Genomic DNA, 13,679 nt, shown 5'->3' with positions numbered 1-13,679 from the left:
ACACTCACTGGATACACATGAGAGCTTTGAAATGAGTCTGTCGCAAGGTTTGGTCACGATCGCTGACTGGGTAACCACTTTTGCCGGAGCCTCAGGCGATGCAATTGGTTTCTCCCTACCAGAAGGTTTTCTAAGCGATACCTACCTAGAAATTTGCGAGAGAGCTGAAGTCGCCGGTTCCGTGTTCAAACTCGGCGGAATGGCATTGAACCTCGCCCCTGAAGCCGACCCAGAAACCAAGATCGCTGCAAAACTCAGCGAAGCTCTTATCAGCACCCTAAATTTCGAGTTGGCGAACCAGTCCGAAGACGAGCCATATCGTTTTATCACCAAAGAAACTTGGCAAAAGTACCAAGCCAAAGAACTCAACAACACCGCGATGGCAGTGTTGTCTTCGCAGTTTACCTGGCTGACAGTAATTGGGAAACATGGAAGACTGTCGAGTAGAAACTGGCCTATTATTTGTGAATATGCGAACTTTGCGAGACGAATCGTAGTTGACGCCATTGCATACGAAAACGCGACGATCTCACGCGAGGCAATACAATTCAGCAACCAGGTGAGAGGATCTGTATTTAGTTCACTGTGCGATGCCATCGAGGAGCTCATGACTACCCCAGCAATGATGGAGGCATTTCGACTCAATACGGCGATCGCTGAACGCAGCAAACTAATTCTTCTCAATGAAGTGTACTCTACCCTGAATGAGTCACTTTTGTTCGACGAAGTGAGACAATCCGACATATACATATCTCCTCGCGTCCGCGTGAAAGACTACTCTCGATCCGAGTTAGAAGAAGATTGGAACAACATCAAACCCAGTGCCAATGGAGATAGCCTTCTGCTCAAAAAGGTGACTGAAAGCGCAGGCAGATCCCAAATCTTCGTTGTCGAAGGTGAAATGGGTGCTGGCAAAAGTTGTTTGTTAAGAAATCTTGCGTCGGCGCTCGCGAAGCAGTTTTTGGAGGATCAAACACAGGCAGTTGTTTTTGCAAAATGGAGGAGCATTTACAATTCAAATAACCTAATTGATGGCATAGCGAACAGCGTTGCTTCAGAATTCGGGATCGAACTCCAGGATCTGAAAGACTCCCGAAATCTTGTTCTTATCGTCGACGGATTCGACGAAATGCGAAGCCATGCAGAACATGTAGTCGAAAGTTATTTCAATTCCCTCGTCAATCTTTCGAAGTCGCATGAATCCCCGTTGATCGTTGCGATGAGGTCGACTGTTGGCTCAGAATCACTTAAACGCAACTGGAAAGACAACCGAGTGCATGTGATGAAAGTTTCGCAGTTCACAGACCAGGACACAGATCAGTGGGCTGAAAAGTGGAACACGATCCAGAAGTCGCCGGAAGTAACAGGCGAATTGATTCGCCACGTATGCAGCGGCCTTAAGGACGTTTCGAACAACCCGCTCCTTCTATTTATGCTCGCGAAATTCGTACTGGCTGAGATACATCGAAATGAAGGCCGCCTTTCCAGGGCTGAGATATTTCGAATTTTTGTGGACGAAACAATCGCGGGGAAGGCAAGCCTAAGCGGCGAGCGTGCTGGAATCGACGTGAAGACACAGCACTATCGACACTTGCTACAGGAAATCGCATGGATTTGCTCGTGGCCCAAATTTGGTGGAAGGTGTCCTCTGCGTGAACTTCGCAATACAATCGAAAACAATAGGAACAACAACTTAAAAGAAGACCTAGGAATCGAAGACGCCCGAACTGCGTTCGTACTTCAATTTTTTGAGCCTGCTGAGAATTCGGAAGAATTCGAATTCCACCCTGAAAGTTTCCGACACTATCTTTTGGCTGAATGGTGCGTTCGCACACAATGTGAAGCAGCAATATGCATTGACGACCCACCAAATTATCCGCTAGGCCGAACTCGAGATGACGCGAGAAACGCGCTTGCACAGATTCCTGTCCGCGAAATAGAACGCGAGTTCATTGACGAACTCTATGAGCAAGCACCTGTACTATTGACGTCTGACGACGAAACTACAGTTAAGAGCATCCAGAACACATTCGGCTTAAAAGATAGCTCAAGCGTTGGGGCTGTTTTCAGGCAAGCAACACGGGAGTCGAATGTCCCTCCGCGAATTGATTGGCAACGAAAAGATGTAGGAGTTCCAGATGGACATTTAGATGAACAGGCCTTCGAACGTCTCCGATTGATGGTCAATCATTGGGATCAATCCCTGCTAGCTGCTACCGGCCTAGCTCGATCACAGAAGGCATGGAACAAAAATGCCTCCCAAAACGTACTAAACCTACACCCATTGTCTCTAAATCGACACCTTGCAGCCCAACGAATAACCCGATCGGGATGGTCGGTAGACTTCTACAATTTGAGCGGACTCGTCCTAAACGACCTCGAACTAAGACAGGCGACACTTAGTGATACTCAAGGATACAGAACAGATTTTAGAGATGTTCATTTTTTCGGCGTGTATTTCGATGACGTATTCTTTGCATATTCTCGCTGGAACAAGTTCAGCATGTTCTTATGCCACATATACGGAACTCACCTAGGCCATGCGTTCTTAAAAGAAGGGGGCTTTTCCGAATGCAATTTCGCAAGCTCAGTTTTCGCAAGGTCAACCCTGCATGGCATCAGATTCTCAGACTGCAACTTTTACGGCACCAGAATGGATGGCACCAATCTCGAATGGTGCAATTTTTCAGCTTGCGATTTTGAGGATAGCATCTTTACACGTGCCAAATTGACCAACTCGAATCTTACGGCATGCCGTTTTAAAAATGACAAACTCGATTTCTCAGAATTAAATAATGTTTCCTTCGATAACTGTGAATTTTCAGACATCGATCTTTCTCGAACAGAATTAAATCAGCTGAGCTTCGCAGACTGCAAGATTGGTTCTGTCCAAATGCTCAAGAGCCAAAGGAATTCGGTTGAATTTGAGGGGCTCAACCCTGGTAAGATCAAGCTCGGCTAACTCCACCAATCGCGAAAGAAAGTCTGTCTCTCGCCCCTCTTGTTCCCGCAGGGGGAGCAATTTTTTTTCCGCAGAGAAGGACCCGCAATACGCCTGGCTCTCAAATATCCGGCCCGTCTTTTCTGATGCGGTTGACTATCCTGGCAAGAACTCGGCGAACGTCGATTGGTGAGCCCTCCATCTCGTCTTCAATAACCTTGATGCAGCGTTCTTGCTCTTGCTTTCTCGCGTCTGCATCATCCGTTTGATCCGCTTGACTGATCATTTCGAGTTTCGCTTTTGGTTGGTCGTGTGACTCTCGGCGACACTGCTTGCGCTGTCTTTCTCACATCGACATAGCTGCGTTGCGCCAGGCCGTCTCTCGAATGCCCAAGGTACTTGTACCCTTGGTCACCTGCAGATTCTACGGCCGTCGCCCCCGTTCGCCGTATGTGCTGCAAAGAACGATTGCGAGTAGCTGCGTCGACGCCAGCTTTTTCTCTGCATTCACGCATCCAATAGTAGAACTGCGAAACGCATTGCGGCCATTTTAATGGTTTTGACGCGTCCTGTTCTCTCGATGCCTGCAGCTGCCGAGAAATCTTCTTCATCGAATCAAATGTCTCCGTGGTGACGCGAACAATGTGAACTCGATTGGTTTTGTGCTGAGTGAACACTGCGTTTCCCTCTGCATCCAATCGCGAGATATCGAAATCCCAAATGTCCCGCCTTCTCAATCCGGTTTCGAACGCAAACCACAAACAAGTGGTCATGTAGAGCGACCGTTCGATGCCATTGCTAAGACTTCCGGGCAACTTTTCCGCTGCAGATGCTACCGAACTGAGTTCGTCAAAGTGCCAAGCTTCTGGGTTCCTGGGCGTGACCACAACTGATCGAATTTGGTCGCGATTCAGTGGTCTCCGTGAAAACTTCCAAAGCGTGAGGATCGAGGTGCGGACGTTTTGGCGGGACCGATCAGAGATTGATGCTTGGTCGCGTTCGCTTTTCAGCCAGCTATTCACTGATCGCGTTTCGAGATCGTCGATCGTCGCATCATGCCCAAGGTATGTGCCAAACCGTCGAGCCGCATAAGTGAGCTGGTAGATGTAATCCGCAGAAACCTCGTGCTGCAGATCATAGTCTTCGATCAATTCGGCCAGTGTCATCTAGTCCCCCTCGCGGTTTGATTACCCTCCTTGAGTTTTAGGTCACGTAATGAATGCGTGTGAGGGCTTATCCGCCGCTGCACGCCTTTTTAGAGCTACATCGCCATGATCTGCACCGTTGCGTGCCATGTTGTCGCGCTAGGTTGAGGGCCTAGTGGGAGTTAATCCCGTGGAGGTTCGAGTCCTCTCGGCCGCACTAACCAAGAGCCCGTTATTTACGGGACGAAAATGCTAAACGACACGCCAATGGGACCAAGTCCCGTTGGCGTTTTTTCGTATCCAAGCGGTGGCCGCGCGAATTTTGACGCGGCCACTTTGATTTCTACTTTAAGATCTTGCAGCTCGGCGGCCGTGCGGTTTGGTGGTCGTTTTGCTAGACGTCGTTTGGAATTCGTTTCGTTAGCGAAGCTTGCTTCCGGCGCTTTGGATCCGGTACCTTGGCAATCCCATGTCATCAAACACCATCATCGATCATCGCCGTCGAAATCAATTTGTCGGCTACCTCCTAGGCGTCGCCGGTCTTGTCATCGGCGTCTGTTTGATCGTCCAGAGTTCAAATCCTCGCGTTCGATCAACGGCACGGCAACGTCCACAGATTGACCGTTTGCAAAACGCCCAATCTTTCGATTCGGGTGGAATGGTTTCTATGCCCCCACTGCTCGTCCACAACATAGATCGGGACGGCCATGCCATTGATGAGCAACGTTTCGCATTAATAAGGCACAGTCGAATTTGACCGAACCGTGGGGGAAACGTGATTCGTCCTCAAAATAGCTGGAATGAATCTTGTCGACGTTCAAAGATTCGACGTGCCAATTTTCGCATTTCAACTCCAGACCATCGAACCTTCCATAGGTGTTTGTATCCGAATACCCGAGTGATCCTCGTTCAAAAAAATCAGAAGCGGATTTGATCGAGTTGAAAACTGATGAATCAGAGATAGTGGGAGCGACCGTGCCGGAAACATGGACCGCCGCATTGCCATCGTCAGCTGTCATCGTGACAGAGTAATGCTCACCATTTTCCAACACGTTGAACGTTGCATGGTGATGCACCCCGGGAAAGATCTTACCACCGGCGATCGCGTTGAGCATTGAATCGGTATCCCTCCGAGGAATGTAGACACCGCTCATCGTCTGCCCGTTCGACTCCCACTCCACCGCAATTCTGTGCGCCGCGTTCTCGGATCCAATGCCCCAGGGGAACGGCAACAGTTTCGGCCGTATCCGCTTCAATCTGATAAGGCAGATGCCGCCAATAGCGTGGCCGCCGAACAATTGCGGGCGGAAAGGTGGCGGCAACGCACTTGCCATACAGTCGGGATCAACACGATAGTTTGCGAGAATGCGACGATCGATAATGCCGCGAATGACTGGTAAACGCATAGGAACTCTCGGGGACAACGTTGGGAATCATCCGGTCAAGCGGCACGCTCGGCCACCTTCTTCTGGACTTTCTACGTCGCGTCTTGGCGGTATATCGTTGCGGAAGATAACCTCAGCTGATTCCAACGTACCCAGTCGAGATAGCTGACCGAACATGATGCAAGATCGGATAAAGTCGGTTCGACGAGAAGACGCTACGAGCCCTCGGAGAAATCAACTCCCATCGTTGATTGCGCGACAACGGTGACTCGCTCAAGCTGCTCAACAACCGGTAACACATCGGGAATTCGAAACCGGTATTCGATCGAACCTGACCAGTCGTCGCGGAATAAACTGGCGTCGTGTTCGATGATGAGTGTCTGACGATCAAGCGAAAACATCACCTCGCGAAACCTCGGATCATCGAAAGAAAGATTGATCATCCGGCGCCAGCCACGAAACGCGATCAGCCGATCTTGAGAGATCGCAAACGAACCGGCGAACCATTGGCGTTTCCAACGACAAACACGATTGGGCGAGCTAAAGTTGACCAACGTGATCGAGCACCAGAGATGCTCATAAACAATGCTCCGATCTTGTGGAGGGATCAACTGATCCGCTTCGGCGGGTAAACGCGCGAGTCCCAATAGTTGCAACAGATTCATCGGTCCTGATCCTCTATCGGCTAACAGCCTCAGTACTGAAACGATTCGAATGCCTCGCGTTGCCCCTCGACGATCAGGTAAGCCCGGTCAGCTTCGAGGCGACCCAAGCTTTCGATCGAACCATCTGGCCAAGTCACCTTCACCTCAGTCACCTGATCGGCCGAGCCGAGCCCGCAGAGCAGCTGTTTCTCGTTGCTGCATAAATATCCGTCGCCCGCCAGACGCCATAGCGTTCGGGGCGTCCCGTTGACGTAGAACTCGATCACGGTCCCGACGGCGTCGCGACTGGAGTTTGTTCCGATCACCTGAAACGCAATCACGTGCCCCTCTGTCTTGGTTTCATTGATCAGTAAACCGATGGAGGATCGCGTCTCGGTGACAAAGAGATCGTTGCGTCCGTCACGATTGACGTCGGAAGTCCACAACGCGCGACCGACATGATCCCGCTTGAAGTATTCGCCCCAAGAATCATCCTCAAGTTCTTCGAAGCGTCCCTGCTCTCCGCGGCGAAATACCTGCAGGGGTTGTTCGTAGCGGTCAGCGCCAGGTTCAGCGAATTGTCCGATGTTTCCGTTGGTTACGACCAGTTCATCAAGTCCGTCGTTGTCCAGATCGATGGCCTGGGTTCCGAACCCAACCCATGACAAGGTCGGTTCGACCAAGCCCAGCTTGGCGGTCGCGTCTTCCCAAACGCCCGGCACGACCTGTTCGTAAAAGATGTTGTACTCGCGGCCGAATCCCGTGACATAAAGATCGAGATCTCCGTCATGATCGAAATCACTCGCGGCGATCCCCATCGACGCTTGCGCCAGAGATTGACCGTCGACAGCGATCCCGCTTGCCGTTGCCCGGTCTTCAAGCTTGGTTTCTGAAGCCGCCGGGGCGATGTAATAGGCATTGCGCGTCATATCATTGGCAACAAACACGCCCATTTGACGTTTGTCCAACCGACCTGCCAAAACTCCCAGACCACGTCCCGGGACCTGATCGGCGAACCATCGCTGAGAGACATTTTCAAACTCGCCCGATCCGAGACTCTCGTAAACTTGGTCAACATCGCCGGCAAAAACCATGGGGTGGCATGGCCCCGGTTCTCCCGCCTTGTTAGGGCAAGCATCCTTTAAACTATCGACTGCCTGGCAATACTGTGCCACGAAAAGGTCGGCGAGACCATCTCGGTTTAAGTCCGCAAAGGCGGCCGAAGTCGACCATTGGGCGGCGACCGAATCGGCGATCAGCGAACTACAGTCGGTGAACGAACCATCGCCATTGTTGCGCAGCAATTGATTCACCCCAAGATTCGCGATGAACAGATCAGGAAACCCGTCCTCGTTAAAATCACCGACCGAAACGCCCTGGCCAAAACGCCGGTCGGCGACCGCCGCTTGATCACTGACATCATAGAACTGGCGACCGTCGTTGCGGAGCAATTGGTTGGGCATCGAGTCCGCTTGCAACATTGTCCCACCGGCGTTGACGACGATCAGGTCGGCGAAACCGTCGAGGTCATAGTCCAGCATCCCACCTCCGGCCCCGGTCGATCGTATCAGCGGTGCGAGTTTGGGATCGCTTGGGTCATTACCGACCCCGATCGATTGTAGTCCCCAGTCGTTTCCAGATGATCGCAAACGAATGTGGTCATGGCTGAGCAGTTCAGGGACCAGCATGTCAGAAGATGCAAACCGAAGCTGCCCAAGCTCCGGCTCGGGCAAGAACGAAAAGTCGACCTGGAGTCCGGGAGTCGACTTCGAAACCCAACTCGCATCTCGCCGCAATGTGGCAATGATCTGTTCACGCAAACCAGAAAGGTCTGGGGATGGTTCGTTCTTGAAATTCAGTGCCAGCGCCGACCAAGCCTCAGCCTCCCAGGTCCGCCCGACGTCTAACAAGCCCCGCGCTACCTTCGTCGCCGCACGTTGACTGTCCTTAGAATTTCCGCAGAAGTCATTGAACGCATCACGGACGACGATCAATCCTTTCGCATGAGCTTCGATGGCGGCGAGAGCGGTGTCTGTAACTAAATCGGCGTTTTCGGATTCTGATTCCTTCAGTTGCATCGCTGACAACCGAAGGCGGTCCCAGGCCAGACCTCGAGCCGGATCGCGCTGACAGGCTTCCCAATACGCCCGCGTTGCTTGATCAAGTTGTCTCTGATTGGCGAGAAAGTCACCGATAGTCAACCAGTAGTCCGCATAGTTTCTCACGCCGACAGGGGCGTTGCTGACCCATTGATCGAATTCGTCGAATCGCAACATCCCCGACAACGCCTGTCCATACATCGCGTACGCCGGGGCAAAGTCTGGATGATGTTCCAAAATTTGTTGCAACGTCCCCGCGGCTGAAACAAAGTCCCGACGATAGAGCGAAAGAAACGCTTCGGACAATCGAACACGATGATCGTGGGGGTTCCGCTCCAGCAGGCGCTGCGATGATGAATCAGAAAGTCGACGTGAGGACCGTTCCGTTGTGGTGAGCAAGAGCGGCAAACTGAAATGCCGACGCTTGATCAACTGCCACAAATGCGGTGGCACCATCTCACCACGTTGCACCTCGTTGTAAAACCCGACCAAGACTTGGCGTTGGGCATCGCGTTCGGGAAATTGCTTTAGCGAGGTTTCCAACAGCTCGATCGCGGCATAGATTTCTCCCACATCCATCAGGCCGCGTACCGCCGAATCAATTCGCTCTAACGGCTGGTACTCGGCGACCTCGGCGGCCTCGACCAACATTTTCGCCGCTTCGCGTTTTCGATCTTGAAAAGCCGCGATGCCGGCAGCGAGGGTGATCAAATCCGGGTCGCCAGGTTCCTCAATTAATGCTTGCCGAGACGCCAGTTCGGCATCTTCCCAATCACGGCGAGCGACCGCTTCACGCATTCGATCGGCGGCCGATTTATCGGCCTCAACGACTTGATGTTGTGTCTGCTCAGCGGGCGAAGAGAAATTATTCGTCGTTCGATCACACCGGCAAAATCCGAGTGGGATGACGATCGCCCAACACACGCACGCAACCAACCGCCAAGAAGAACCAAGCCAACACCCCTCCACAGAACTTGTTCTTGTCTTTTTCACAAAAAACTCACCTTTTTCGTGAATTTGCAAGTGGTTTACGCATGATCCAACCCCCGTATGCCTATATTAATGGCTTGTGCGCTATCTTACGGTTTCGGAACCACGCTGTCTCGCGTGATGGTTTCATTTCTTTACTTAATTTCCGGGAGATTGTAGATGCATCGAGGAAGGAAATTGGCTAGTGGTTTCACCTTGGTGGAATTACTTGTCGTCATCGCAATTATTGGGATCCTGGTAGGACTTCTCCTGCCGGCGGTTCAAGCAGCTCGCGAAGCTGCACGTCGAATGAGTTGTAGTAACAACTTCAAGCAGATTGGTTTGGCAATGCACAACTACCACTCTGCGTACAAAGAGCTCCCTCGTCAGAACGGCGGAACGGGGCTTGGGATTTTGGACGGCAACACCAACTGGTGGGAAGGTTCGACGACCACCAACAACGAAGAGCTCAGTGCGTTCGTTGGGATGATGCCGTTTTTGGAGCAACAAGGCCTTTGGGATTCGATCGTTTCGCCGGGGACAAAGACACTGAACGATCAACCGCTTCCGCGTGCCGCCGGCACGCTTGGCAGTTGGACTTCGATGGGCCCTAACCCCCGTCTTGACCGGGAAGGCGGCGAGTCGCGTCGCTTCATCCCATGGTCGACGGAAATCCCAACGCTTCGTTGCCCCAGCGACCCTGGCACGGGCGCCCCTGCTGGTGGACGTACCAATTACGCCGTTTGCCTGGGTGATTCGTGGACGCAAGTCTGGGATCACGGTCCCAAGAACGGTAACTTGACCCCCGGTGACAATTGGCGCGCCGTCTGGTTCCAAGCAACCGACCGAGGTTTCTTCTCGCGTAAGAAATCGACGAAGTTCCGTGACATTTTGGACGGTCTTTCTAACACCGTCGCCGGTGGCGAAATCATCACCGACCTGGGCGATCGCGACAAACGAAGCGCGCTTGCCGCCGTCACGACTAGCTGGGAAATCGAGCAACAGCCGATGCTGTGCGTCGACAACAACTGGATCGATCCCGAATCGCCGTCGTTCTGGTGCGACACCGGTTCGACCGGATGTACCGAACCGACCCGTTTCATGGACGGTGCTAACGGACGCGGTATGAACTGGGCGTGGGCAGCAATGACCATGACCGGGATGCACACCATTCGTCCGCCAAATGCCGAAATGTGTGAAGCACACTGGTACGACAACGTCGGGACTTGCCCGCCGAGTAGTCGCCACCAAGGTGGGGTCCACATCCTGATGGGTGACGGTGCGGTCACATTCATCACCGATTCGATCGAAGCCGGTGACCAACGTGCCCCAACAATCGGTGCGCGCTATGTTGCACCGACCGACGTCCCCAACCGTCCCGGCAAGAAGAGCCCCTACGGCTTGTGGGGAGCGCTCGGTAGCCGTGGTGCGAAAGAAGTGATCGAAGAACAACTGAACCAGTAAGTTTCTTCCCGCTCTGTTATGATCCTCTAGTAAACCTCGCTCATGATTCGTGAGCGAGGTTTTTTTGTGGTCCATTGCTCTCACACAAACAGCGATTCAAGTGACATTCGGTCCGCGTACATCGACCTTTTCGTTAAGATAAAGAGGATCTTGGCGACGTCGAATAAAATTATCGATGATCGTGCCCTTCGGCTCTCGTCCTCGTGCTTCCCGATCATTTCATTGAAACAGCTTGCAAACCTCGCGACTGCATTGCTGCCAATCGCATTCCTGTTGACCATGATCGTGGTCGCGGGTGGACTACTAACCGGCATCAGCGTTTCAGATAAAAGCAGTCAAGCGGACCAGTCGTTACCGGTGACAAACGACCAACCCAAGCTCGCTGCCGCCGCGAACGCTGCCGCCGCGAACTACGGCGAGCCAACTTACGTGGGCCGCGATGCCTGTCGTGAATGCCATGCGACAAACTATCAATTACATGCCCGGCATGGACATCACTCGACATTCTCGCTGGCAAACGATCCGGCAATCGCAGAACTCTTCGACGGGCAAACCTACGACGCCGGCGAACCATACGGCACCTATCATTACCACCGCGACGAATCGGGACTGTACGTCACCATCCCAAAGAAATTCGGTGACCGTCCGTTTCGATTGGACTATGCACTCGGTTCACCCAAAGGTGCGGTCACGCTGATCTCGCTGATTCCCGATACGAAGGGTGGTACCATTGCCATCGAGCATCGCGCGTCCTGGTTTAAAGCCACCGGAGCCCTCGGCCCAACGCCTCAAGAAGATCCCGGTTCGCCACGCATCCCCGCCGAATTCTTCGGACTCAAGCACGAAGGGATCGTGATGGAGAAATGCGTTTACTGTCACACAACCCAAGGCACCATCGAAGATCAATCGATTACGAATTTAGTCGGCAACGTGAACTGCGAGAAATGTCATGGGCCGGCAAGTGAGCACGTTAGACAAGCACGCCTGTCGCCAAATCCACCTAAATTCTCGGTGGGCAAATCAGATTGGGACGTCGAAGCGGAAATTCAACTATGCGGTGACTGCCATCGCTTGCCGCTGACAATCTCACGAAAAAAACTTCGAGACTACCCCGATGAACTTGTACGCTTTCAACCAGTCGGTTTGCTGCGCAGTGCTTGCTATTTGAAATCAGACGGGGACTTCACCTGCTCGACGTGCCACAATCCGCATGAATCCTTTAAGGACGTTTCCAAAACGCAGTACGAAGCGACGTGCATCGAATGCCATCAAGAGTCAGAGAGTGACCATGTCGCCTGCCCTGTCTCACCGCAAACCGATTGCATCAGGTGCCACATGCCGGAAAAGGAACTGCCGGGACTGCACATCGGATTTCACGATCATTGGATTCGAGTTCGCGATGATCAGTAAATCAACCTCCAAGAATCGATTCACACCAGTTGTTCGATCATCGACACACATTCTTGCGATTGTCGTGTCCCTCTGCCTTGCAGGTTGCACGAAACGCGAATCGTCCCCACCGCAGGATCCACCGCTACCGAGCCCCGAACTGACCAAAGATAATTCGTCAATCAATTCAGCGGCCAGTAGTCATTACGAAGCACAGTCTTCGCCCACAGGTACTTTGTCGGCTGAGCAGATTCCTACGCCGCGTTCGCCGCGTGCCCCGGAAGGCTCTTCGTCTCCGGCTGGGTCCGTAGAGGCCGCAGATGCGATCAAGTCCACGCCTATTGACATTGAAGCAGTTCATCAAGCCATCATCGAAGCATTGGAAACCGGCGAGAACGACCTAGCGTTTCGGCTGGCTCGCCAAGCAAAGCGTCTGGCCCCGGAGGACTCGCAGACGGTTTACCTGACCGCCCGTGTGCTGGCAGAACGGAATCGATTCCATGAGGCAATCCTCATGCTGGACAACCTCGCCGAATCGACGCCGGAAGCACGCCTGCCGATTCTTGGGCAAACGGCGGAATGGCTCGTCGAAGCGGGGCGATGGGACGACGCCGAGACTCGCTTCCTTACATTACTGAAAGAAATCGACGACGGTCCGATCGTTCATCGCAAGCTTGCCCAATTGTACCTTCGACAAGGAAGAAGAATCGAAGCAGCAAATCACTTGCTCAAGCTCTGTGAACTTGGCAACGTCGAAGAGGTTGAATTACGAGCGATGTTAAACTTGCTACATCCACTGGCAATGAACGCTCCACAGCCAGAGGCGAGTGAAACCTACGAAGCCCCCATCGCTCGGCTCGGCCACGCGCGACAAGAGATTAGCAATGGCAAGTGGAACGCTGCGAGAAAAACGCTGGAATCTTCGCCGACAACCACATCACAAGAACAAGGATTGCTAGGACGAATATACGCCCACCAGAAAGACTACACGGCACTGACGCGTTGGTACAACTCACTCAATCATGAACACACCTCCGACTTTACCGCTGACGCTTGGCATGCGATTGGGATGTTACAAGTCCACGAGTCGAAGCATCGAGATGCGATTGAATCATTTTGCCGTGCCGTCGAGACCAATCCGACCGATGCGATTAGCTACCGCAAGCTTTCGGAGGTACTCCGGCAGCTCGGTCTTGACGATGACGCCGATCGCCTGGCCCGGCGTAGTAAGCGGGTCCAACAAACGCAGCAAATCGGACAATCGATGAACACCGGAACTCTCCCGTCCGATCGTGAGCTTTCCGAAATAGTGACGCACCTTGAAAAACTTCGGCGGCCGTTGGAAGCATTCGCATGGAACGCAATCCGCACCGTTTACGCACAATCGCGTGGAGAGATAGGGGACGAAGATGCGATTCAACAGCTCAACGAAATCAACGAGAGACGCGTTGAAGCACTGCGGTCTAAAACCATCATCGCAAGTGCGGAATTTCGACGCTGCGGTCTGCAACCGTCTAAACTTGCCCCCCCCTAAACGAGCAACATACTCTCTTGCCAGGGAAAAACGACTTGCTTTGTCGTTTGCTCGAAGCAACCGCTATTGAGCTTGCCTCCCAAACCCTTCGGCTGCCCAAGCACAGGAT

General features: G+C 52.8%; 8 protein-coding genes. 4 read left to right on the top strand and 4 right to left on the bottom strand.

The window, feature by feature from the left end:
- Window positions 1-31: 31 nt before the first annotated feature.
- Window positions 32-2,962 (top strand): pentapeptide repeat-containing protein, encoded by a 2,931-nt coding sequence (locus FYC48_RS07975; RefSeq protein WP_149496185.1) that lies wholly within the window; start codon window positions 32-34, stop codon window positions 2,960-2,962.
- A gap of 236 nt (window positions 2,963-3,198) precedes the next feature.
- Here FYC48_RS07975 and FYC48_RS07970 read toward each other — a convergent pair whose 3' ends face one another.
- From FYC48_RS07970 to FYC48_RS07955, 4 genes are all read right to left on the bottom strand, one after another.
- On the bottom strand, window positions 3,199-4,107 hold the full coding sequence (locus tag FYC48_RS07970; protein WP_149496184.1) for a tyrosine-type recombinase/integrase: 909 nt from the start codon (window positions 4,105-4,107) through the stop codon (window positions 3,199-3,201).
- A 644-nt stretch (window positions 4,108-4,751) separates the two neighbouring features.
- On the bottom strand, window positions 4,752-5,492 hold the full coding sequence (locus tag FYC48_RS07965; protein WP_149496183.1) for a DUF2071 domain-containing protein: 741 nt from the start codon (window positions 5,490-5,492) through the stop codon (window positions 4,752-4,754).
- A gap of 194 nt (window positions 5,493-5,686) precedes the next feature.
- Window positions 5,687-6,136 carry a hypothetical protein gene (locus FYC48_RS07960; protein WP_149496182.1) on the bottom strand — a complete coding sequence of 150 codons (450 nt, stop codon included), beginning with the start codon at window positions 6,134-6,136 and terminating at the stop codon, window positions 5,687-5,689.
- A gap of 29 nt (window positions 6,137-6,165) precedes the next feature.
- Window positions 6,166-9,012: an FG-GAP-like repeat-containing protein gene (locus FYC48_RS07955; RefSeq protein ID WP_149496181.1), complete on the bottom strand. Its 2,847-nt coding sequence runs from the start codon at window positions 9,010-9,012 to the stop codon at window positions 6,166-6,168.
- Between the two features lie 351 nt (window positions 9,013-9,363).
- On the opposite strand from FYC48_RS07955, the gene FYC48_RS07950 reads away from it, so the two are divergent.
- The 3 genes from FYC48_RS07950 (at window position 9,364) to FYC48_RS07940 (ending at window position 13,570) form a co-directional block, all read left to right on the top strand.
- Window positions 9,364-10,647, top strand: a complete 1,284-nt coding sequence (locus FYC48_RS07950) for a DUF1559 domain-containing protein (RefSeq protein WP_149496180.1) — start codon at window positions 9,364-9,366, stop codon at window positions 10,645-10,647.
- Window positions 10,648-10,869: 222 nt separating this feature from the next.
- Window positions 10,870-12,057 (top strand): cytochrome c3 family protein, encoded by a 1,188-nt coding sequence (locus FYC48_RS07945; RefSeq protein WP_160149390.1) that lies wholly within the window; start codon window positions 10,870-10,872, stop codon window positions 12,055-12,057.
- Window positions 12,058-12,121: 64 nt separating this feature from the next.
- On the top strand, window positions 12,122-13,570 hold the full coding sequence (locus FYC48_RS07940; RefSeq protein WP_160149389.1) for a tetratricopeptide repeat protein: 1,449 nt from the start codon (window positions 12,122-12,124) through the stop codon (window positions 13,568-13,570).
- Window positions 13,571-13,679 lie beyond the last annotated feature (109 nt).

Source organism: Roseiconus lacunae, from assembly GCF_008312935.1.
Lineage (GTDB): Bacteria > Planctomycetota > Planctomycetia > Pirellulales > Pirellulaceae > Stieleria > Stieleria lacunae.
The sequence above is the reverse complement of the archived record's forward strand: the minus strand, read 5'-3'. Positions and strand labels throughout refer to the sequence as shown.

Bases quoted from the DNA above. Each gene is read 5' to 3' on its own strand.
- FYC48_RS07975 (WP_149496185.1), top strand. From the start codon at position 32: ATGAGTCTGTCGCAAGGTTTGGTCACGATCGCTGACTGGGTAACCACT.
- FYC48_RS07970 (WP_149496184.1), bottom strand. From the start codon at position 4,107: ATGACACTGGCCGAATTGATCGAAGACTATGATCTGCAGCACGAGGTT.
- FYC48_RS07965 (WP_149496183.1), bottom strand. From the start codon at position 5,492: ATGCGTTTACCAGTCATTCGCGGCATTATCGATCGTCGCATTCTCGCA.
- FYC48_RS07960 (WP_149496182.1), bottom strand. From the start codon at position 6,136: ATGAATCTGTTGCAACTATTGGGACTCGCGCGTTTACCCGCCGAAGCG.
- FYC48_RS07955 (WP_149496181.1), bottom strand. From the start codon at position 9,012: ATGCGTGAAGCGGTCGCTCGCCGTGATTGGGAAGATGCCGAACTGGCG.
- FYC48_RS07950 (WP_149496180.1), top strand. From the start codon at position 9,364: ATGCATCGAGGAAGGAAATTGGCTAGTGGTTTCACCTTGGTGGAATTA.